This window comes from Nocardia rhamnosiphila NBRC 108938, assembly GCF_000720425.1.
In the GTDB taxonomy this organism is placed as follows: Bacteria; Actinomycetota; Actinomycetes; order Mycobacteriales; family Mycobacteriaceae; genus Nocardia; species Nocardia rhamnosiphila.
The window spans coordinates 44,895-64,033 of the sequence record NZ_JOAJ01000015.1; the positions used below are offsets into that span (position 1 = coordinate 44,895).

Consider the following 19,139-nt stretch of genomic DNA (forward strand, 5'->3'; position numbering starts at 1 on the left):
AGGTGCACTAGTGTATAGTTGCACTAGTGCAGTTAGTGAGACGGGAATGCTATGAGCGACCACAGGAAACGCACCTACGTGGTTACCGGTGCCGATAGTGGTATCGGCGCCGACACCGCGCGAACGCTGGAAGAAAGAGGAGGGCGGGTCATCCGTTGCGGCGTCGGCGAGGACGTGGATGTCCAGGCCGACATCGGCACAGTGGACGGTAGGCGAGCCCTGGTGGCGGGCGTAACCCGGCTCGCTGCCGCCGGCGTCGACGGGCTGGCGCTTGTCGCCGGCATCGGCGCCCCGACGCCGGCGACCGTCAGCGTCAACTACTTCGGAACCCTCGCGGTGCTGCACGGGCTGCGGCCACTGCTGCTCGAATCCGTCGCTCCCCGAGTCGTCTTGATATCCTCCGCCTCCGCGCTGTCATCGGGAGACTCGCGTCTCGTGGCAGCCGCACTCGGCGGCAACGAGTCTGCAGCAGTTGCCGCTGCTCAGCGGGCCGTGGCGCGCAAGCGAGGCGCGGTGATATACCGGTCCACCAAGATCGCGCTCAATCGCTGGGTAAGGCAACATGCGGCAGGTGAAGAGTGGGCAGGCAGCGGTATACCTGTCAACGTGATCGCCCCGGGAATCGTCGATACCGACACCGCTCGCCGAACCATGCTGAACGATTCCGCTCGAGTCAAAGTACTTGCCGAGGCACTGCCCCAACCGTTAGGTTTTCCCGGCCCCGTTCAACCCATAGTCGATGCGATCGCTTGGGCGGTCGGCGCGGAAAACTCTTTCATGGCAGGTCAGATCATCTTCATAGACGGCGGAGCGGATGCCACCCTCCGCGGCGACGAACCCTACTCCGACGGCGTCTCCTATGGCGTGGTGGCCACGACGAAAATGGTTGCCTGGTCCATTCTCGGTCGTCTGCGCGCTCGGGGTATGTGATGCCGTAACGGCATCACAACCCTTCCCCGCCCGAGCTTCGTCGAGACGCCGCGGGAGCCTAGTTGGGTACCGCGTAGACATACAGCAACCCGACCGTGACCAGGCCCATCAGCGGGGTCAGTACCCAGGTCTCCACCTTGTTCCCGGTCCGGGAGATTATCGGCAACGCCAGCCGGGGCTTCAGCGGCCACAGCAGCGGGCAGCCCCGGTCGGTGAGGCAGTCGCCGACGATATGGATGAGCGTCCCCAGTCCGATCGCGAACGGTAGCCAGTAGGGCGCGTCCGGTAGCCAGCGGTCCATCAGCACGGTGCCGCCGCCGGCCAGCAGCACACACATGCCGTAGGCGCGCAGTGAATCGCCCTTGGGCGTCAGGTGCAGTGCCCGCACCCCGAAGGCGAGCATCACGAAGATCATGCTCAGGGTGAAATACCGGCCCAGATGGTGCACTCCGGCCCAGGTCGCCCACCCGGCGAGCAGGATGAACAGCAAGCCGTGCGTTCCCTTACGGTGTCCGCCGGACACCACCGAAACCCCCTTCGCCAGTGCGTTGCTCACCGGTCCGAGCGATTGCGCGATGGTGCCGTTCGGGTGATCGATATCGGGGAGCAATGCCGCGCCCGCCGTGATCAACGCCCCCAGAACGAGTTCGAGCGCGCTGATCTCCACCGGCCCCTGCACCACCTCCATCACCGGAGTCGGGACGACGGTGGCGGCGGTGACGAACGCGAGCGCGCCGCTGGTGGCGTGGGAATGGCCGAGCACTAACTCTCCCGATATCTGAAAAGCGAACGAACGGTAGCGTTCAAGTTAGCAATCGATTCCGACACCCCGGACCCGCGCGTAGTGCACACGACTCGCCGAATCGCCGGCGGGCCCGGGAACACGCCGCTTCGACCGGGTTTCCGGTGAAAGATCCGATGATCGTCTGTACTGCCGCGCCCGGAGGTGCGATGCTGTCGCGGAAGGAAACGTCGTGGGGGCGATCCGTTTCGCAAAGGGGGGGCGTAGAAATGTGTGAATTCCAGCCGGTTCTCCATCGGGTGCCGGGATACGAACCGCCGGTGCGCCGGTCGTGTGCGCGAGCCGGCACCCCTCCGGGGGTCGATCGGGTGTGTCCCGAAGGCCCGGCCGTCGGGCATCACCGGCAGGCGGCCGCGGTCCCGCCACCGGCGCCGCCCGCAGAAGCGGGCGCCGATCCCGGCCGGAGCCGGCTCGCGACAGTGCTCGATTCCCGGCCGGCCGCGAAACCGTGCGTTCCGGTGCAGACGAGAGCCGATGATCTCGCTCCACACCAGGAGCCGTCCGTCCGGGGCTGCGCGACCCGCCCGGATCGGAAGACGCTCCGGCGCAACCACAGCGCCCCCGCGGGCATCCGGCGAGCCCGGCGTGCCGGTCACGACACGTCCCGGCACCCGGAACCCGCCGGTGCCCGGGCCTTCGCCACGACCTCGGTCCGGATCCTGCTCGAGGTACTCGACCGCCGGCGCCCGGTCGCCCAGCTCACCGCCCTGTGCACGCCGGGCCTGGTCGGCGCCATCGGCTCCCTGGTGGCAGGCGATCACGCTCCCGGGCGGACCCTCGGGTCGGCCGTGCCCGGCGCTGTGCGGTTGTTCCAGGTGGAGGAGCGGGCGGCGGAGATGGTGGCCACCTACCGGCGCGGTCCGCGCCGCCTGGTCCTCGCCGGGCGTATCGAGCGTGGCAGCACCACACCCTGGAAGGTGACCGCGCTGCGCGTCCTGTGAGAAACCGCCCGTGGCCCGCGCCGGGGCTTCGTGAACGACGACGCGGAGGACCCGGTCGGGTGGGTAACCGCGCGGCCGGGGTGGCGTTCCGCGGCCGTCCGCCGCCTCACTCCGGGCGCCTCCGGCCGATCGAAAGCCGGATGCGCTGTCCACGCGTTTCGGGCAGGGTTGACCGGATGACCGCACGGAGTGTCAGTGAGTTGATCCATATCGTGGCCGAGAGCGGCCGGGTGAAGTATCTGCCGTTCTGGGGCCATCACCCCCGTAGCGACGGATCGGTCGGTGCCGGTTGCCTCAGCCAGTGGTGGCCGGCGGAATTCACGGTCGACGGAACGGTCTTTCCGACGGCCGAGCACTACATGATGTGGCGAAAAGCGATGCTGTTCGACGATGGGGCGATCGCCGCGGAGGTGCTGGAGGCGGGCAGCCCCGGAGCGGCGAAGGCGTTGGGGCGGCGGATCGTTGGTTTCGACGAGGAGCTGTGGGGCCTGCACCGATTCGGAATCGTCGTCGCGGGCAATATCGCGAAGTTCGGTCGGCACGAGGAGTTGCGGCGTTTCCTGCTGGATACCGGGGACCGGGTGTTGGTCGAGGCCAGCCCGGTGGACCGGGTCTGGGGGATCGGGCTGGCGGCGGACGATCCTCGGGCGGAGGACCCTGCGCGATGGAAAGGGCTGAACCTGCTCGGGTTCGCGCTCATGGAGGCACGATCGGCGTTGCGTGGACAGCGGGTCGAGTGAAAGCTTCGGGCCGGGACGAACCGGACCCGTGGGCGCGATGTGCCGAAGTCTTCCGAGGCCCCCAGAGGTGGGCGGTGTGCTCGGTGAGGCCGGGCGTATCGATGCGGAACAGTGGGATGGTGCCGGGCCCGCGGCTCAGGGGCGGTGGGCCCGGATATCGACCGGGCGACCGTCCGGGTCCTGGGCCGTCATCGTCCACTGGGTGGGGAGTGTCTCGATCGGCCCGGCCGGGAGCCCGGCACCCATGATCCGCTCGCGGACCTCGCACAGCTGGGCGTAGGTCGCCAGGCGCAGACCCCATCCGGCCCGTCCGAGCGGGTCGAGGTCGGTGGTCGGACCGATCGTGGTCTCGACGATCGCCAGGTGATCGGCGCCCCCGACGTCGAGGACAGCGATACGAGGGTGGGTGCCCGAGGCGGGACGCTCGAAGGACAACCGTGCCCCGAGCACTCCGGTGTAGTACGCCACGAGCTGGTCCAGGTCCGTCGTGGACAGGGTCAGATGGTTGATCCCGAGGAGTTCCGGCATGGTCATCCGAGCGTAGAGCCCTGTCCGGCTCGCGTCCAGGGTGTGTTGCGCCGGGGTGGTGTGCGGGGACGTTGCTGGGCGCCCGCTTTGTCCGATCCGTTGTGCCTTACGCTGCTCTTCCAAATGGCACGCGGAGTGGAGGGTGCATGGTCAGCGGAAACGAGTTGGTCGGTCGTCGACGGGATTCCTCGGCCACGCGGGCCGCGATTCTGGCGGCGGCGCAGGAATTGTTCGCCGAACGGGGGTACGAGCGCGCCACCGTACGCGATATCGCCACCCGTGCCGGGGTGAATCAGGCGCTGCTCTTCCGCTATTTCGGGAACAAGGACGAACTCTTCCGGGCGACGATGACCGATCGCGGGCGTTCGGTGCTCGACGCCGGGCCGGTGGACGCGTTGCTGTCGCGGTTGCTGGAGCGTGCGCTGGAGCCGAGCGAGACTGTCTCGCCGGGTAATTGGTTACAGGCGGCGTTGCGTTCCAGCGGTCACGAAGAAGGCGCGTCGGTGATCCGCCGGGAGCTGGGGGAGGAGTACATCCGGGCGCTGTCGACCCTCACCGACGGTGGCGACGGGGAGTTGCGCGCGGATCTGCTGCTGGCCTGGCTGCTGGGGATCGGGCTGGTTCGATCCGTGCTGCACCGGGAGCCGTTGCACAGTGCGGACCCGGCGCAGGTCGCCGGTCATGTGCTGCGGGCGGCGGAAGTGCTCCTGGAGCGCAACGATACGAGATTCCCTCCGGCGTAACGCTGTTACGTCGTTGACGCCACCTCACAGAAACCCTTACCCTGCCTAAGTAAGCAATCGCTTACAAGCTGGGCCGCCGGGCGTCGGGAAAGGGAGACCGTATGACCGTGAACACCGAGGTACGTCGGTACCCCTTTGGAGAACCGGTTCGCCTCGATATGGACCCGCTGTTCACAAAACTGCGCCGGGAAGAGCCGGTCTGCCGGGTCGAACTGCCCTATGGCGGCGAAGGCTGGCTGGTCACCCGATACGAGGACGTCAAACTGGTCCTCGCCGACCCTCGGTTCAGCCGCGCGGCGACCGTCGGCCGGGAGGATCTGCCGCGGGCCACTCCCGCGCCCGTCCGCCCCGATTCCCTGCTGAGCATGGACCCGCCCGAGCACAGCCGGTTGCGGAAACTGGTGGCGAAGGCATTCACCGGCCGCCGGGTCGCCGAACTGCGCCCGCGCACCCGCGCGATAGTGGACGAGAAACTCACCGCACTCGAACAGGCCGGTGCGCCCGCCGATCTGGTGGAAGGTTTCGCACTGCCGCTACCGGTCACCGTGATCTGCGAGATGCTCGGGGTGCCACCGCGTGACCAGCACCGGTTCCGCGATTTCTCCGACGCGATCCTGTCCACCACGGCCTACACCCGGGAACAGATCGAGAGTGCCCGGGATTCGCTCGAGACCTACCTCGCCGAGGTGGTCGCCGAGCGCCGGCAGCGACCCACCGACGATCTGCTCGGCGCGCTGGTCGCCGCCCGCGACGAAGAAGATCGCCTCAGCGAACGGGAACTGGTGAACCTCGGCGTCGGCCTGCTCATCGCGGGCCACGAGACCACCGCCAACCAGATCGCCAATTTCACCTATGTGCTGCTCACCCAGCGCGAGTACTGGGAGCTGCTGCGCGCGGAGCCCGAGCTGATTCCGGGCGCGGTGGAGGAACTGCTGCGCTACGTGCAGCTCGGCGCCGGTGCCGGACAACCCCGGGTGGCCACCGAGGACGTGGTGCTCAGCGGCGTGACCGTGCGGGCCGGGGATTCGGTTTTCGTGAACACCCAGGCCGCCAACCGCGACGAGAACGTTTTCGACGATCCCGAGTCCCTGGATCTCACCCGGCAGCGTAACCCGCACGTGGCGTTCGGCTACGGCGCCCACCACTGCCTGGGGGCGCAGCTGGCGCGCGTCGAACTCCAGGTCGCGCTGGAGGCGCTGCTGGAACGTTTCCCGTCATTGCGGCTGTCGCGGCCGCTCGACGAGATCCCGTGGAAATCGGGTCTGCTGGTCCGCGGCCCGAAACAGCTTCTCGTGGAATGGTGACGCCCGCTCAGAAGAGTTCGCCGGCGGCGAATCCGGCGAGTAGCACTGCGAATCCGCCGATCTCGCCGACGATCAATGCCACCAGCACGAAACGGAACGACGCCGGCGGATTGTGCATCTGGTTCGTGGTGTCGCGCAGGATGCCGTGCCTGATGTAGTTCGCGATGGTGATCACGAACATCAGCACCAGGAGCCCGGCGGCGGTCGCGTCGACCGTCGCCGGCCACGCCGAGAACTCGACGAAGAGCGCGATCATGGCGGTCGCGAACGAGTACAGCAGGGCCGACCGGTGGGCGATGTCCACATACGGATGCGCCACCCCGTCGGGCGAAGCGACCATGGCCTGCCATTTCCAGACCCCGAGCCCGAGCGCGGTCAGGAACAGCAGGCCCGCGGCGAACAGCACCAGCGCGGTGGGAGTACCCATGTCGTGACACCTTCCATGATCATGTCGTGACCAGGTGAAGTATGTGCCCAGCGGTCGCCGCGCGCGACCGATGTGAAGATCTGATGTTTCGCGACGGGTCGGGTCAGATCGTCCAGCCGCGTTCTTTGCGTTGCCGGTAGTAGTCGTCGGCCGCGTCCCGGACCGGCTCACGGCGGACGCCTGGTGACGAGGCCGCGGTCGGCCGGACGGTCGCGACGGCCTGCTGGAGACGCCGCGTGATCTCCTCGGGCGGGCCCGGTGTGAGAGTGAATTCCTCTTTCGTGTGGTTGATCAGCAGATAGCGGCCGTCCTCCGGCAGATAGTCCATCCAGTGGAAACCGTGCGGGTTCCCGGTGGGCCGGGAGTCGATCGCCGGGCCCGCGAACACCCCGATCTCGCCGATTCCGGACCGCGGGCGCCGGATGATCCGGTTGATCTCCTCGGTGCGCGAGATCCGGGTGGGATGGCGGGAGTACTCGATCTTCCCGATATCGGCGCGCGCACCATGGACCGTGCGATAACCGCCGGCGGCGCAGCGCGGCAGGTACGCGACGAGCCGGGCCGCCAGCTGCTGAGCCGGCACGGTGTGCAGCAGCACGTCGCCGCCGTACTCCTTCGTCGGTCCCGACGCCTGGACGGCGAGCGTGGCGGACCGCCCGGCCACCCCCGCGTGCATCCGCACCACCCGCTCGAATCCGCGGTCGTAGATGCCGTGGACTTCGATGCGCACCTGCGGTTCCAGCAAAGTCTCCAGGGCGTGGAACAACCGCTTGTCCGCGATCGCGGCCAGCCGCTGCGCCGCGGCCGAGCGGAACTGCTCGTATTCGTCGAGTGTCGGCGGTGGATCGGTGGGCCCGAGCGGCAGCACCCGGATCGGGTAGGGCAGCCGGTCCCGGCCGAACGCCCGGACGGCTTGCGAGAACATCTCCCCGTCCAGGCGCCACTGTGGATCGTTCACCCGCCGATCACTCCACCCGGCGGCAGCGCCGGCGGCTGGGTGCCGAGCAGTTCACTGCCCCGGTCGTACACCAGGTAGTCCGGTGTGTTGTGCTCATCGTCCTCGTCACCCTTGTTACCGCGCGCCCCCGGCGACATCATGCCCGGCATACCGCTGCGCCCGGCACGAGTGGACGCAGCGGTCGAGGCTGCCGCCGGCCCCCCGGTCGTGGTCTTCGGCGCGCCCTGCACGGTCTGCCCGGGTACGAACGGAGTGGTGGTCTGCGGCGTACCGGAAGGAGATCCGGACGGCGACCCCGACGGGCTTCCCGGTGTGGTGCCGGTCGGGGTGCCGGTGGTGAGCGCGGGGGAGGTCGGCGTCTCCGGCGTGGTCGACTGCGGGGTCGTGCTCTGCGGCTCGGTGGCCTGCGGATCCTCCGGCTCGGCCGACGGATCCTGGGTGCCGTCCTCGGTCTGCGTGCCGTCGTCGGTGGTGGTGGTTTCCTGCGGTTGCGTGGCCGGCCCTGCCGTCTGCGACGGCCCGCCGGTCGGCTGCACCGGCTGTTGAGGAGGGTTGCTGCCGTCGTCGACGGTCTTCTTCGGCTCGGGCAGGACAGGGGTTTTGCTGTCCACATCGGTGGCGCCGGGCTCGTAATAGGTGGTCATCACCCAGCGGGCGGTTTCCTGGGCCTCGTCGGCGCGGTACTGGGGGCTTTTGAAGGTATCGCCGAAAGGCAGGGAATTGATGACCTTGTCGCCGAGGGTTACGTTGTCGGGTTTCCCGACGGATGCTTTGGCCTGGGCGAGATGGCCTTCCATGAGGTCGAGACCGTGGGCCACCATCTGGAAACCCGCTGCCAGAGTGGTGAACGAGGCGCAGAATTCTCGGACACCGTCGACTGCCGCGGTCCCGGACTCCCCGTCCCAGCCTTGCTCCAGATCGATGTTCACCGCCATCAGAAAAGCGTCGTTCGCTGCGCGGGCCTCTTTCGCCAGATTCCGCCACGCCGTTGCTTTGTCGTTGATCAGTGAAGAGTCGACGCCTTCGAGCTTTTTCCAGATCTGTTCATGGGTCATGGCCGGAAAACCATCCTTTTCCAGGACGGCGGGTGGCGCGAACTGGCCGCCGAACTCGCTGACCAAACCCGACCACTCACCGCCAACAACCGCTCGATCCTGGTTCCAGGTGGTGTTCTGATCCTCGGCGCGTTGCGAATCGTCCGTCTTGTTCTTGGAAGCCTGGTTCGGTCCGTCGAGGATCGGGTTGAGCCATTGGGAGAGGCTGACCATAGCGCTATGCTCCTGCGTTGCCTAGAGCAGTGGAGGTGGACTCGTCGGTTTCCGCGACTTGTCGTGCGGAGAGTTCGAATGTCTGCTTCATCAGCATGACGATGTCTATCGCAGCCTTCAGACGATTGGCGGCGGAGTCCGGATCGGTCACAGCTTTGCCTGCGAACTTGGTCCGCAGGGTATCCGCTGAGCGAAGAGTTCCGAATCCTTCCAAATAAGCGAGGCTGTCGGTTTGCCGGAGCATTACTTGTAGTCGGTCCAAAAAAATATTGCACCGTGCTGCCAGACTCGCCCCGACATCGGCATCCATGCGCAGCTCGCCGGCCTCGGCCTGGGTCTTGAAGGTCTGCCACTGCTGAAGCATCGCTGCTTCTGAGGTGCTCGGGTCAGGGTCACTCACGGCTTTCCCCCCGCGGAAGCTTTCTCGGTGTGATGGTGCCGGATAGGTCAACACTCATAACGACGTCACTCAGGTAGATACGGCTCTAGTTCCTGAGCGTGCTGGACTGCCGAACCGCAAGGCGGCGACTCCGGCATCGCATGATGCTCTCCGTACCGCCAGTCCACGTAAACGTTGAGCATCCCTCCCTCCATCGGAAGACTCACATAGCACCGACGAACCGGAGTTTCGCCGGTGCCCGGGTAGTAAGTGAGCCCTGAACGGCCGTTGACCTCAACTGGAGTAAATCCGGTCACGGAACTGTTCTTCCGCACTTCATCCTGAGTCAGTGTGGTAGCACCGACGCCAATGAAGTAAGGGGCATCGATTGAATCCCAAGCGCACATCCGCCATGCGGCCTTGTCACCGGGCGCGTCGAAATCCGTGCTTTTGCTTGTTGGATCAGCGCCGGTCGCTCGCAATGCCTCTTCTGACAACTCCGTGCAGGGGTTCCACCCGACGGTCTGCTCGCGCTGGCTGGTGTTCTGTCCCTCCGCTGCTGAGCTTCCGTCGACGACGGTCCCGCACCCTGTGACCAACCCCAACGCCGAAATGGCCAGCACGGCGTGCCCGACGGTGGTCGCAGTGTGTTTCCTCGCAGTACGCATGCCCCTCCTGCAACAACGTGTGAACCTTCCACACGGACCCGGACTCACCATACCGGGTCGCCTTCTCGCCCGACACCGCAAACGTGGTGGTTGAGTGGGTGAGTTGCCTTAGTTCCGGCGCGCCCGGTCAGTCGTCGACTTGGTTGCTCGGTGTCTCGCCGAAACTCGGTGGCGGCTGTGGTTGCGCGGCGGCACCCGTCACGATGGTGAAAGAGTGGGCTCACCGTTCCGCACGCTGGTCACGAAGGCCGACCACGCGCGCGCGTCGAAGACCAAGGCAGGCTCGTCCGGACGCTTCGAGTCCCGGATGCTGACTCGCCCATCGCCCAGCCAGGCGACTTCCACGCATTCTCCGGCTGTGTGGCTGTGCGATGATTTGAACCATCGGCCGTGAGGCCGATCCATCGTCATTGCTCGTATCTCCTTGCTACCTGCCGCAGTAGATCGCGCGATCGCTGTTCATCCAGTGTGGCGCATCGGAGCGTCTCGTGGATCTCGCGATAGACGTCCACGTCCGATGCATCTTCGAAAAACATTGAGCCAGTGGTTGTCTCGGTGTAGACCACCGGAGGTTCATCACGGTACTCGCGGCTGTGTTTCGGGAAATCGAGAACGATATAGGGAAGGACAGGATTCCATTTCCCTGGCAAGCCCGCTGCGAACGGTAGTACTCGGACCGTTACGGTTGGAAGCGTGCTCAAGTCGGCGATATGACGTAGCTGCGCGCCCATGACCGACTGCGATCCCACTCTTATGTGCAGGACGCTCTCGTGCATAAGGAACTCTGCTGACACGGGACTGATTCGCCGAGTGAGTATCGCAGCTCGGCGTATTCGCAGCGTGACACGGCGTTCTAGGTCTTCCGGCGTATCGTGCGGGAAGAAGGGTCTCTCGACCGCTCTCGCGTACTCGGCCGACTGTAAGAGCCCGGGTACGACTGAGGACTGGTAGATATCCAGGTGAGAGGCTGCTGATTCGAGTCCCAAGTAGGTGCTGAATCCGCCTTTGAACAAGCGGTGCGTCCCGTTCCACCACGACTTGGTTGCCGCCTGCTGTGCCAGCTCTTTCAGATCGTCGATATTGGCATCGTCGAGTTCGTAAAGCCTCCCGAACCCCTCCACGTCTCTCAGCTTGACCTTCTCGTTGTGTCCCTTCTCCAGTCGGATGAGCGCCGTTTTGCTCATCTCCATTTCCCGTGCCGCTTGCTCGAGGGTGAACCCCACCCCCTCGCGCGCTTCCCGCAGTGCGCGACCGAGTTGCCGGCGCGGCAGCGTCGAACCGGGTTGATCGTGTGTCGGCATTGTTCCCCTTCCCCAGATCGGTCCGGAACGGCCCAGGTGGCGGTCCGTTCCGGACGACGCCGCTCGGTCGACCGGACTGTTGTCTGGATGTACGGATGAGCTGAATTCTGCTGTGTTGCTGAGCCGTACGGTCGCGGCGTGCGGGCAGCAACATAACCATATGGCCGAGCAACACGGAAGCCCGCTGACCAGGGCAGGACGACAGGATCACGACGAGTCCGCGCACCGCGCGGTAGGAGCGCGGGCGCGCTCGGGGATGGGTGCCGAGCGGCGCCCGGCGTTGATCGGTGTGCCGCGGGGCTTGCGCTGTACCGAGTTCGACGGCCGGCGGGTGCTGTGGTGGCTCGACCGGGATTGTGTCCGGGTCGTCGAGGTGCGTGATGCGTCCGGTAGCCGGATGCCGGTCTCGGGCGCGCCGGATCTGGCGGAGATGCGGGAGCGCTGCCCCGAGCTGGCGCCACTGTGGGACGCTGTCCGGCACGATCTGTGGTCCCGGCTGGCCGCGGCGGTGCACGGATGACTCTGATCCGCTATCCCGACCCGGAGTCGGTCGACGAGATCACCGCCCGCTATCTGCTGTCGCTGCCCACCGCGTTGATGCCGATGCTGTACGGGTTCCGTTTCGACGGCCACGCCATCGACGCGGAATGCGCCGCCGTGGATCTTGCGGGTGAGCGCGGGGAGGGGGAGGCCAATCCGATCCATCGGCGCGCGGCGGATCTGCGCCGGCTGCTCGGGCCGGGCATGTTCGGATTCGGTCTGGTATTCGTCGTCTTCGCCGATCAGCTCACCGATCGGCCGGAGCACCGGCACATTCCCGAGCAGGTTCGTGCGGCGGCCGAACAACTACCCGGCGCCTACGACCTCATCGTGGCCGCGATCGCGGACGCGCGGGGCCGTCAGTGGTGGGCCGTGGTCGGGCGGCACCTGAGGGAACTGGGCCCGGTGCGTATCCACCTGCCCGCGACCCCACCTGATCGTTGGCGTATCACCGCAGGTCTGGATGTCTCGCTGTGGACTGCGGCGTTGGCGCTGGACGATGCCAACCACCCGCACTTGTTACGACTGCGGGCCGCTTCGAAGCCGTGAGCGTGGTCCGCGTCCGGGGATCGGTCAGGCTTCGCTGGGCTGGACGATGACGAAGCCTTCACCGTCGAGCCGCAGCTGGAACGCCTCACCGGACCCGCCGCGCACCATCGAGCCGAACGACTGCGACCGGTTGAGCGAGGTCTGCAGGTTCGCGCTCCAGCCGACCACGGCGTCGGTGTCGACGAAAACAGGGGCCTGAGGGTGCACCGGAATGATGATCGGTGTTCCCGCGCAGACCAGACCGAGCCGTCCCTGCCCGGAGAACACACAGTTGAACAGCCCGCCGCCGGCCATCCCGACGCCCTGCACCATGCGGATGTCGTAGTGCAGACTCGAATCGAACACCAGCACATTGCGGCCGTTGAGGGTCAGTGCGTCGCCCGGGGCGAGGTCGACGGTGAAGCAGTTGCGGTCGAAATGCGCGAACCAGGCCTCGCCGTGGCCGCGGACCGTCATCAGCGGCACGCCTTCACCGGTGAGCGCGCGCTGCAGGAACTTCCCGACACCCTGGCCCTTCTTCTCGAACCGCAGGTCCCCGCGAAAGGCGACCATGGAGCCCTGGCGGGCGAGGCATTCACCGTTCACCGCGTATTTCAGGGATTTGGCGCTCTGCGCGGTCAGGCCGGGGGCGGTGGCGGGCTGCGCCGTGTTCTCGGCGGCGAACAATTCACTCTGCACGATGTGATCCTCTCCTGGCACCCGACAGTCGCCAGCCTATTGGACATATCGCGTCGAGCCGGTGGTGTCACCCGCATCCGGCTGTCGACCGAGCGCGGCGCCACGCCGACGGCTCGATTCCTTCTCCCGGTTCGCCGGCCCGCGCGCCGCACGGCGAGGGAAGGCATGCTCCGGCCCGGCCGGGCGTCGGCGGCACCCGCCCGGGCTGCGCGCGGGTCCGTTAGATTGGCGGATCGGGTGGCCTCACCCGGTTGACCACGGATCGTCGAGGATAGGTGTCGTATGGCCAAGACCGCGCTGGTGACCGGAGCGTCCTCGGGGATCGGGCGGGCGACTGCCGCGCTGCTGGTGCGGCGCGGCTACCGGGTGATCGGGACCAGCCGGAATCCGGAGACGATCGCGGACTCGGCGCGGGTGGCGGGGGTGGAGTATCGCGCGCTCGACCTGACCGATCAGGCGGGGATGGAGCGGTTCGGCGCCGATCTGGGGCCGGTGGATGTGCTGGTCAACAATGCGGGGGAGAGCCAGTCGGGGCCGCTCGAGGAACTGCCGATCGAGGCGATCGAGCGATTGTTCCAGTTGAATGTTTTCGGGGCCGTCCGGCTGGCGCAGCTGGTGCTGCCGGGGATGCGGGAGCGGGGTTACGGGCGGATCGTCATGGTGGGGTCGATGCTGGCGAGTTTTCCGCTGGCGTATCGGTCGTCGTACGTGGCGGCGAAGGCGGCGATCAAGGGGTTCGCTGATGCGGCGCGGCTGGAGACGGCGCCGTTCGGGGTGTGGATCAGCACCGTGGAACCGGGATCCATCGCCACCGGGATCGGGGAGCGGCGGACGAAGTACATCGCGCCGGATTCGGTGTACGCGCGGGATTTCGACACGATGATCACGCATCTGGATCGCAACGAGCGGGCCGGGATATCAGCGGCGCAGGTGGCCGAGACGATTCTGCGGGCGATCGAGGCGGATAAGCCGAAACCGCTGTACGCCAGGGGGAGTCGCGCGCCGATCGTCTTTCTGTTGCAGCGGTTGGCGCCCGCGACGGTGATCGAGAAGATCGTCGCGGGGATGCACGGGCTGAAGCGTTGAAGCTCCACGTCGGCTGTGCCATGTGGACGCATACCGCGTGGCCGGTCCGCGGGGACAAACTGCGCGGCTATGCACAGTGGTGCAACGCGGTGGAGGGGAATACGACATTCTACGCGGTTCCGGCGCGGCGGACCGTGGAGAACTGGGCGAACCAGACCGATCCCGATTTCCGATTTGTGATCAAACTGCCGAAAACCCTCACCCATGAGCGCCGGCTGTCCGGGGTGGAGGCCGAGCTGCGGCAGTTCCTGGACACGATGGAACCGCTCGGGTCCCGGCTGCATGCGCTGTGGGTGCAGCTGCCGTCCTCGTTCGGGCCCGCGGACCTGGGTGCGCTGGCGATGTTCTTCCGTGGGCTGCCCGCGGAACTGCCGCTCGCGGTGGAGGTGCGGCATCCGGAGTTCTTCACCGACGAGGGTGCTGCCGCGCAACTCGAGCGGGTGCTGGGCCGAGTCGGCGCCGAATGGGTGCCGTTCGACACCACCGTGCTGTTCGCCGCGCCCGCCGCGAGCCCGGCCGAATTCGAGGCCCGATCCAAAAAACCGCGGCTGCCGCGCCGAATGAAAGCACTGACGGACGCACCGATCGTCCGATACCACGGCCGCGACGATCACGCGGTCACGGTCGCGGGCTGGCGGCCCTGGGTCGAGCGGACCGCGGAATGGCTGCGCGAGGGGCGGTCGCCGACGGTCTTCCTGCACACTCCGGACAATGCTTCTTCCCGGGATCTCGCGCGCCGGTTCCACGACGAGGTCCGCGCCCTGGTGCCCGCACTCGAGCCCTTGCCGGATCCGGCGGACGCCGAGCCCATGACGCTGTTCTGAGGGCGGGCCCTTTCGGCCGCCACCGTGGGCCGGGCGCTCCCTCGCGCGTACTCGGCGAATGGACCCCGCGAGCCCTCGATGACGAGATCCGGGTGCGGCCGGCGGGCACATGGGTCAGCCGGCAGCGGACGCGATGACGGCGTGGGCGAGTTCGGTGAGCGCGCTGGTGATCTGGGCGGAATCGATGCCTCGCTCGCGCTGATGCCGATAGACCTCCACGGCCACGGGGGCGAGTAGGACGTCGACGAGCGGGTCGGGCCGCGCCACCCCCGCTGTCACCAGTAGCGCCCGCACATGTGCCGACCAGAACCCGTATGCGCCGGTGGCGAACCGTGCGCCACCGCTCTCCGCGCCCAATACGAGATCGGCGTGCGCATCGAGCAGTTGGATCATGGCCGCGTAGAAGGCGGCCAGCCGCTCCGCCGGGGGTGCGCCGGGACCCAATGGTGGTGCTCCACCGAGCAACTGCTCCTGGAGTTCTCGTTCGTGGTCGTCCAGCAGGGCCGTCGCGATGGCGCCGATATCCGGATAGCGGCGATACAGCGTGCCGCGCCCCACGCCGGCCGCCTTGGCGATGTCGTCCATGGTTACCGCACGTGGGTCGCGGCGGGTGAACAGTTCGGCCGCCGCGGCGAGGATCTTCGCCCGATTGCGCGCCGCGTCCGCTCGTTCGCCACCACTGGGTGCCGGTGCCGTGAGCAGGTCGACACGAATATCCATCCCAGCACCCTAACGCAATAAGTGGACATTGCGTCCACTTGTCTCTACGATCCGATAAGTGGACGCGCTGTCCACTTATCTGGAGGTTTCATCATGTCCACTCTGTTGCACCTGGACTCGAGCGCACGCACCCGTTCGATCAGCCGGGAGGTGAGCGCGGCGTTCGCCGACTCCTGGCGTCTCGAACATCCCGGCGCGGGCTATGTGTACCGAGATCTGGCGGCCGACCCGGTACCGTTCATCGATTCCGGCTGGACCGAGCTCTGCGACGCGGTCCTCGCCGCGGGCGCCACCGACCTCGATCGGCTCGCCACGCTGGTTCGCACCCCTGCCCAGGCCGCGGCGTGGCGGACCATCGAACCGCTGCTGGCCGAGCTGCTCGCCGCCGATATCGTGCTGATCGGCACCCCGATGTACAACTACTCCATTCCGGCGGCACTCAAGGCGTGGCTCGATCAGGTGACCTTTCCGCGGATGTCGCTGGCGCCGCGCCGTTTCGTGGTCGTCACCGCACGCGGCGGCGCCTACTCGCCCGGTATGCCCAAGGCCGCTCTCGACTATCAGGAACGCTACCTACGCGACTTCTTCGCCGGTCATTTCGCCGTGACCGACCCGGTTTTCATCAACGCCGAGCTGGCCAACTCGCGTCAGGACCCGGCCCTGTCGCGACTGCGCGGCGAGCACGATGCGTCGTACGCGCGCGCCCTCGACACCGCCCGCAGACTCGGGAAGGCGTACTGAGGTGAGCTGGCTCGTACTCGCTCTCGCCGGAGTGGTCGAGATCGCCTGGTCGCAGAGCATCAAACCGACGGAGAATTTCACGCGGCCGCTGCCCACGCTGCTCTGTTTCGGGCTCGCCGCTGTCGCTGTATACCTGCTTTCGTATGCGATGCGCACCCTGCCCGTCGGCACCGCGTACGCCGTGTTCACCGGCATCGGTGCACTCGGTGCCATCGGCCTCGGCGTGATCGTCAACAAGGATCCGCTCAGTGTGGGCCGGGTGCTGGCGCTGTCGATGATCGTCGCCGGTATCGTGCTCGCCCGGCTCACCGACGCTCACTGACCGGGGATGGTCCGGGCCGACCGCATGGGCCCCTCGTCGCCCGGTTGGCCGTTCGTCGCCGCGGGAGCCGGTCGGTCGCAGCCGATCGCCGGTCGAAGTGAATCGGAGTTCTGGGATATTTGCCGTATTCACGCCGGATTTTATCCACTTTTGTAAGCGGTGATTCACGCACCGTGATAGAACTTCGGCAATCTGAAAGGCGGATAGGTATGAAGGCGACAGCCAAGCAACGTGCCGCGCTCGGGACGATCTGCGATACGTTCGTGCCGGGGGACGGTCTCACGTTGCCGTCGGCGACCGAAATCGGTGCCGTGGACACCGTATTCGAATTGCTGGGGCGCAATCCTCGGGAGGCCGAGGGCAAGCAGCTGGCGACGCTGCTGGATGTATGGGATTCCCCCGTGACCGGTCTGCTCACCGGGCGGGGGCCGCGGCGATTCTCGAAGCTGTCCCAGGAACAGCGGGAGCGGGCGCTGCTGCGGCTCGGCGACTCCCGCATCGGCGCGGTACGGGCGGTTTTCCAGGCGCTGAAACAGGCGTCGCTGCTCGCCTACAACGTCACGCCGGGACCCACCGGGTTCCACCCGCTGTGGAAGGAGATCGGCTACCCGGGACCGCCCGGACCGTTGCCGACCGCACCGCAGCCCGCGCTGGCGCCGCAGCGGATCACCGAACCCGGCACACTCACCTGTGATGTGGTGATCGTCGGGTCGGGCGCGGGCGGTGGGACGGCGGCCGCCGTGCTCGCCGAAGCGGGACTCGACGTGATCGTCGTCGAACGCGGCGGCTACTACGACGACAAGGATTTCGGCGCGGGCGAACTCGCCGGCCTGCAGCAGCTGTACGCGCCGGGACCGTCGGCCTCGGCCGAAGGACAGATCACGCTGGTCGCGGGAACCTGTCTGGGCGGCGGGACGGTGGTCAACTGGAGTACCTCGCTGCCGACACCCGATACTGTGCGCGAGGAGTGGGCCAGGGTCGGCGCGAAGCAATTCGGCGAGGCGGAGTTCAGCGAATCGCTGGACGCGGTGGTGCGCCGGCTCGGGGTGAACGAACGCCGCTCGATCCTCTCGGCGCGCGACGGGGTGCTGGAACGTGGTGCCGGCGCGCTGGGCTGGGCGGTGGACCCGCTGCCGCGCAATGTGACCGACGCCTGCGATGCCGGGGTGGAATGCGGCCGGTGCGGCAACGGCTGCCGGGTGGGGGCCAAACAGTCGGTCACCAAGACGTGGCTGGCCGATGCCGCCGCGCGGGGTGCGCGGTTGATCGTGGACGCCGATGTGCGGCGGATCGCGGTCCGCGAGGGTAAGGCCGAATCGGTATCGGCGCGCACCGCGACGGGTATCGAATTCGAGATCCGGGCCCGGGCCGTGGTGGTCGCGGCGGGCGCGATCCAGACCCCGGCGCTGCTGAAGCGCTCGGGGCTGGCGAACAAGAACATCGGCCGTTACCTGCGGCTGCATCCTGCCGCGGCGGTGTTCGGGGTGTTCGACGAGGAGATCCGGCCGTGGGAAGGTGGTTTGCAGACCCGTATCTGCCGTCGCCACGCGGATCTCGACGGCAACGGATACGGCGTCATCTACGAGACCGGGCCGCTGCATCCCGGGCTGTCGACCGGGTTCATGAGCTGGCGCGGCGCCGCGAACCATCGCACCAATATGCTCGACTTCGGCCGCTCGAACGCGATCGGCATCATCACCCGCGATCGTGATTCCGGGGAGGTGAAGGTGGACCGCGACGGGCATCCCACCGTCGACTACCGCATCTCCGACTACGACGCCGGGCATCTGCACACCGGGATCGAGGGCGCGGCGAGCATTCTGGAAGCCGCCGGGGCGCGGCGCATCTTCTCCGGGCACCAGGCCGGGATCTCCTACGAACCCGGCGCCCGGGGGTCGCACGCCGAATTCTCCGCTGCCTGCCGCACCGCGGGCTACGGGCCGGGACAGTGTGCGCTCGGCGCCCTGCACATCATGGGATCGGCGCGGATGGGCGGTTCGCCGGAGATCTCGGCGACCGACCCGGACGGCGCGACCTGGGATGTGAAGAACATCGTCGTCGCCGACGCGTCCTGCTTCCCGACCTCCTCCGGGGTCAACCCGATGGTATCGATCGAGGCGATCGCCCATATGAACGCGAAACGGCTGGCCGCCCGGCTGACCTGATCGGTTCGGCTCAGCCGCCGCGCAGACTGTTCGCGATGGTCTGCAGGAGGCCGAGATCGGCGGTGTCGCCGGTCTCGGCCGGGGCGCGGACCAGCAGGCGTCCGTCGTCGACGAGATCACCGATGAGGACCTTGGTCAGCGCGAGCGGAACGTGCAGTTGCGCCGACACCTCCGCCACCGATTGCGCGACCCGGCACAGGCGGACGATCTCGACGTATTCCGGTTCCGTCCGCCGCGAGGCCAGCCCGGGCGAGGCGTCGACCACCATGGTGTCCAGGGTGAGGTCGCTGCGCGAGGCGCGGCCGCGGCCCCGGGTCACCGCGTAGAGGCGTACGACGGGGCCGGTGTCCTCCTCGTCCCAGTCGTCGTCGTGCGGGCCGTTCACGGCTGCGGCGCACCGTTCGGTTGCGGGCGCGAGTCGACGGCCAGATGGCTGCCGACCCGCTGGACGGTTCGGTTCATCTCGAACGCGACCATGCCCATATTCGCGGATTCGGTGGCCAGCAGCCATCGCAGCGAATCGCT

General features: G+C 67.3%; 24 protein-coding genes. 12 read left to right on the forward strand and 12 right to left on the reverse strand.

The annotated features are described in order from the left end of the window. Positions 1 to 51 precede the first annotated feature (51 nt). A complete protein-coding gene (locus IG75_RS0133850) occupies positions 52 to 930 on the forward strand; it encodes an SDR family oxidoreductase (protein WP_063834233.1) in 879 nt (292 codons plus the stop codon). A gap of 58 nt (positions 931 to 988) precedes the next feature. Here the strand turns inward: IG75_RS0133850 and IG75_RS0133855 are convergent, their stop codons facing one another. Next, entirely contained in the window at positions 989 to 1,693 is a 705-nt protein-coding gene (locus tag IG75_RS0133855) for a metal-dependent hydrolase (RefSeq protein WP_030525463.1), read from the reverse strand. 497 nt (positions 1,694 to 2,190) lie between these two features. Between IG75_RS0133855 and IG75_RS37685 the strand changes: the two genes are divergently transcribed. Next, positions 2,191 to 2,673, forward strand: coding sequence for an Rv3235 family protein (locus IG75_RS37685; protein ID WP_156059376.1), 483 nt, complete (start codon positions 2,191 to 2,193; stop codon positions 2,671 to 2,673). 176 nt (positions 2,674 to 2,849) lie between these two features. Further along, the gene (gene ybiA / locus IG75_RS0133865) at positions 2,850 to 3,413 is read left to right on the forward strand and encodes a riboflavin biosynthesis intermediates N-glycosidase (protein ID WP_030525462.1); all 564 of its coding nucleotides are present in this window, start codon (positions 2,850 to 2,852) and stop codon (positions 3,411 to 3,413) included. Between the two features lie 135 nt (positions 3,414 to 3,548). On the opposite strand, the gene IG75_RS0133870 is transcribed toward ybiA, so the two are convergent. Further along, positions 3,549 to 3,941, reverse strand: a complete 393-nt coding sequence (locus IG75_RS0133870; protein WP_030525461.1) for a VOC family protein — start codon at positions 3,939 to 3,941, stop codon at positions 3,549 to 3,551. 146 nt (positions 3,942 to 4,087) lie between these two features. Between IG75_RS0133870 and IG75_RS0133875 the strand changes: the two genes are divergently transcribed. Further along, the gene (locus IG75_RS0133875; protein ID WP_030525460.1) at positions 4,088 to 4,684 is read left to right on the forward strand and encodes a TetR/AcrR family transcriptional regulator; all 597 of its coding nucleotides are present in this window, start codon (positions 4,088 to 4,090) and stop codon (positions 4,682 to 4,684) included. Between the two features lie 101 nt (positions 4,685 to 4,785). Further along, the gene (locus IG75_RS0133880) at positions 4,786 to 5,988 is read left to right on the forward strand and encodes a cytochrome P450 (protein WP_030525459.1); all 1,203 of its coding nucleotides are present in this window, start codon (positions 4,786 to 4,788) and stop codon (positions 5,986 to 5,988) included. Positions 5,989 to 5,995: 7 nt separating this feature from the next. Here the strand turns inward: IG75_RS0133880 and IG75_RS0133885 are convergent, their stop codons facing one another. The 7 genes from IG75_RS0133885 to IG75_RS0133905 all read right to left on the reverse strand — a co-directional run bounded on the left by IG75_RS0133885 (position 5,996) and on the right by IG75_RS0133905 (position 10,989). After that, positions 5,996 to 6,415, reverse strand: coding sequence for a hypothetical protein (locus IG75_RS0133885; protein ID WP_030525458.1), 420 nt, complete (start codon positions 6,413 to 6,415; stop codon positions 5,996 to 5,998). A gap of 103 nt (positions 6,416 to 6,518) precedes the next feature. Continuing rightward, positions 6,519 to 7,373 (reverse strand): ESX secretion-associated protein EspG, encoded by an 855-nt coding sequence (locus IG75_RS0133890; protein ID WP_030525457.1) that lies wholly within the window; start codon positions 7,371 to 7,373, stop codon positions 6,519 to 6,521. Further along, positions 7,370 to 8,641: a WXG100 family type VII secretion target gene (locus IG75_RS0133895; RefSeq protein ID WP_030525456.1), complete on the reverse strand. Its 1,272-nt coding sequence runs from the start codon at positions 8,639 to 8,641 to the stop codon at positions 7,370 to 7,372. Before IG75_RS0133895 ends, IG75_RS0133890 begins: the two co-directional genes overlap by 4 nt. Positions 8,642 to 8,645: 4 nt before the next feature. After that, positions 8,646 to 9,005 (reverse strand): hypothetical protein, encoded by a 360-nt coding sequence (locus tag IG75_RS0133900; RefSeq protein WP_030525455.1) that lies wholly within the window; start codon positions 9,003 to 9,005, stop codon positions 8,646 to 8,648. Between the two features lie 101 nt (positions 9,006 to 9,106). Next, positions 9,107 to 9,688: a DUF3558 domain-containing protein gene (locus IG75_RS38700; protein ID WP_162183827.1), complete on the reverse strand. Its 582-nt coding sequence runs from the start codon at positions 9,686 to 9,688 to the stop codon at positions 9,107 to 9,109. A gap of 198 nt (positions 9,689 to 9,886) precedes the next feature. Beyond that, complete coding sequence (locus tag IG75_RS38705; RefSeq protein ID WP_081877334.1) at positions 9,887 to 10,099, reverse strand: DUF397 domain-containing protein; 213 nt, start codon at positions 10,097 to 10,099, stop codon at positions 9,887 to 9,889. Next, a complete protein-coding gene (locus tag IG75_RS0133905) occupies positions 10,096 to 10,989 on the reverse strand; it encodes a helix-turn-helix domain-containing protein (protein ID WP_030525454.1) in 894 nt (297 codons plus the stop codon). Before IG75_RS0133905 ends, IG75_RS38705 begins: the two co-directional genes overlap by 4 nt. Before the next feature lie 160 nt (positions 10,990 to 11,149). Here IG75_RS0133905 and IG75_RS0133910 point away from each other — a divergent pair, with 160 nt between their 5' ends. Further along, positions 11,150 to 11,509: a hypothetical protein gene (locus tag IG75_RS0133910; protein ID WP_156059373.1), complete on the forward strand. Its 360-nt coding sequence runs from the start codon at positions 11,150 to 11,152 to the stop codon at positions 11,507 to 11,509. After that, positions 11,506 to 12,078, forward strand: coding sequence for a hypothetical protein (locus IG75_RS0133915; RefSeq protein ID WP_030525452.1), 573 nt, complete (start codon positions 11,506 to 11,508; stop codon positions 12,076 to 12,078). Before IG75_RS0133910 ends, IG75_RS0133915 begins: the two co-directional genes overlap by 4 nt. A gap of 24 nt (positions 12,079 to 12,102) precedes the next feature. Here IG75_RS0133915 and IG75_RS0133920 read toward each other — a convergent pair whose 3' ends face one another. Further along, on the reverse strand, positions 12,103 to 12,756 hold the full coding sequence (locus IG75_RS0133920; protein WP_030525451.1) for an AIM24 family protein: 654 nt from the start codon (positions 12,754 to 12,756) through the stop codon (positions 12,103 to 12,105). Positions 12,757 to 13,038: 282 nt separating this feature from the next. On the opposite strand from IG75_RS0133920, the gene IG75_RS0133925 reads away from it, so the two are divergent. Beyond that, positions 13,039 to 13,842, forward strand: coding sequence for an SDR family oxidoreductase (locus IG75_RS0133925; protein ID WP_030525450.1), 804 nt, complete (start codon positions 13,039 to 13,041; stop codon positions 13,840 to 13,842). 20 nt (positions 13,843 to 13,862) lie between these two features. Then, on the forward strand, positions 13,863 to 14,666 hold the full coding sequence (locus IG75_RS0133930; RefSeq protein WP_030525449.1) for a DUF72 domain-containing protein: 804 nt from the start codon (positions 13,863 to 13,865) through the stop codon (positions 14,664 to 14,666). A gap of 114 nt (positions 14,667 to 14,780) precedes the next feature. Here the strand turns inward: IG75_RS0133930 and IG75_RS0133935 are convergent, their stop codons facing one another. Then, complete coding sequence (locus IG75_RS0133935; protein WP_030525448.1) at positions 14,781 to 15,386, reverse strand: TetR/AcrR family transcriptional regulator; 606 nt, start codon at positions 15,384 to 15,386, stop codon at positions 14,781 to 14,783. Positions 15,387 to 15,479: 93 nt separating this feature from the next. Here IG75_RS0133935 and IG75_RS0133940 point away from each other — a divergent pair, with 93 nt between their 5' ends. The 3 genes from IG75_RS0133940 to IG75_RS0133950 all read left to right on the forward strand — a co-directional run bounded on the left by IG75_RS0133940 (position 15,480) and on the right by IG75_RS0133950 (position 18,614). Next, positions 15,480 to 16,127: an FMN-dependent NADH-azoreductase gene (locus IG75_RS0133940; RefSeq protein WP_030525447.1), complete on the forward strand. Its 648-nt coding sequence runs from the start codon at positions 15,480 to 15,482 to the stop codon at positions 16,125 to 16,127. Position 16,128: 1 nt separating this feature from the next. Then, on the forward strand, positions 16,129 to 16,449 hold the full coding sequence (locus IG75_RS0133945) for a DMT family transporter (RefSeq protein ID WP_030525446.1): 321 nt from the start codon (positions 16,129 to 16,131) through the stop codon (positions 16,447 to 16,449). 209 nt (positions 16,450 to 16,658) lie between these two features. Next, complete coding sequence (locus IG75_RS0133950; protein ID WP_030525445.1) at positions 16,659 to 18,614, forward strand: GMC family oxidoreductase; 1,956 nt, start codon at positions 16,659 to 16,661, stop codon at positions 18,612 to 18,614. Positions 18,615 to 18,624: 10 nt separating this feature from the next. On the opposite strand, the gene IG75_RS0133955 is transcribed toward IG75_RS0133950, so the two are convergent. After that, the gene (locus IG75_RS0133955; protein ID WP_030526077.1) at positions 18,625 to 18,999 is read right to left on the reverse strand and encodes a DUF742 domain-containing protein; all 375 of its coding nucleotides are present in this window, start codon (positions 18,997 to 18,999) and stop codon (positions 18,625 to 18,627) included. Positions 19,000 to 19,139 lie beyond the last annotated feature (140 nt).

Coding starts and splice junctions, on each gene's coding strand:
- IG75_RS0133850 (WP_063834233.1), top strand. CDS start 52: ATGAGCGACCACAGGAAACGCACCTACGTGGTTACCGGTGCCGATAGT.
- ybiA (WP_030525462.1), top strand. CDS start 2,850: ATGACCGCACGGAGTGTCAGTGAGTTGATCCATATCGTGGCCGAGAGC.
- IG75_RS0133870 (WP_030525461.1), bottom strand. CDS start 3,941: ATGCCGGAACTCCTCGGGATCAACCATCTGACCCTGTCCACGACGGAC.
- IG75_RS0133875 (WP_030525460.1), top strand. CDS start 4,088: ATGGTCAGCGGAAACGAGTTGGTCGGTCGTCGACGGGATTCCTCGGCC.
- IG75_RS0133880 (WP_030525459.1), top strand. CDS start 4,786: ATGACCGTGAACACCGAGGTACGTCGGTACCCCTTTGGAGAACCGGTT.
- IG75_RS0133885 (WP_030525458.1), bottom strand. CDS start 6,415: ATGGGTACTCCCACCGCGCTGGTGCTGTTCGCCGCGGGCCTGCTGTTC.
- IG75_RS0133895 (WP_030525456.1), bottom strand. CDS start 8,641: ATGGTCAGCCTCTCCCAATGGCTCAACCCGATCCTCGACGGACCGAAC.
- IG75_RS0133900 (WP_030525455.1), bottom strand. CDS start 9,005: ATGCTTCAGCAGTGGCAGACCTTCAAGACCCAGGCCGAGGCCGGCGAG.
- IG75_RS38700 (WP_162183827.1), bottom strand. CDS start 9,688: ATGCGTACTGCGAGGAAACACACTGCGACCACCGTCGGGCACGCCGTG.
- IG75_RS38705 (WP_081877334.1), bottom strand. CDS start 10,099: ATGACGATGGATCGGCCTCACGGCCGATGGTTCAAATCATCGCACAGC.
- IG75_RS0133905 (WP_030525454.1), bottom strand. CDS start 10,989: ATGCCGACACACGATCAACCCGGTTCGACGCTGCCGCGCCGGCAACTC.
- IG75_RS0133910 (WP_156059373.1), top strand. CDS start 11,150: ATGGCCGAGCAACACGGAAGCCCGCTGACCAGGGCAGGACGACAGGAT.
- IG75_RS0133915 (WP_030525452.1), top strand. CDS start 11,506: ATGACTCTGATCCGCTATCCCGACCCGGAGTCGGTCGACGAGATCACC.
- IG75_RS0133925 (WP_030525450.1), top strand. CDS start 13,039: ATGGCCAAGACCGCGCTGGTGACCGGAGCGTCCTCGGGGATCGGGCGG.
- IG75_RS0133930 (WP_030525449.1), top strand. CDS start 13,863: ATGTGGACGCATACCGCGTGGCCGGTCCGCGGGGACAAACTGCGCGGC.
- IG75_RS0133935 (WP_030525448.1), bottom strand. CDS start 15,386: ATGGATATTCGTGTCGACCTGCTCACGGCACCGGCACCCAGTGGTGGC.
- IG75_RS0133940 (WP_030525447.1), top strand. CDS start 15,480: ATGTCCACTCTGTTGCACCTGGACTCGAGCGCACGCACCCGTTCGATC.
- IG75_RS0133950 (WP_030525445.1), top strand. CDS start 16,659: ATGAAGGCGACAGCCAAGCAACGTGCCGCGCTCGGGACGATCTGCGAT.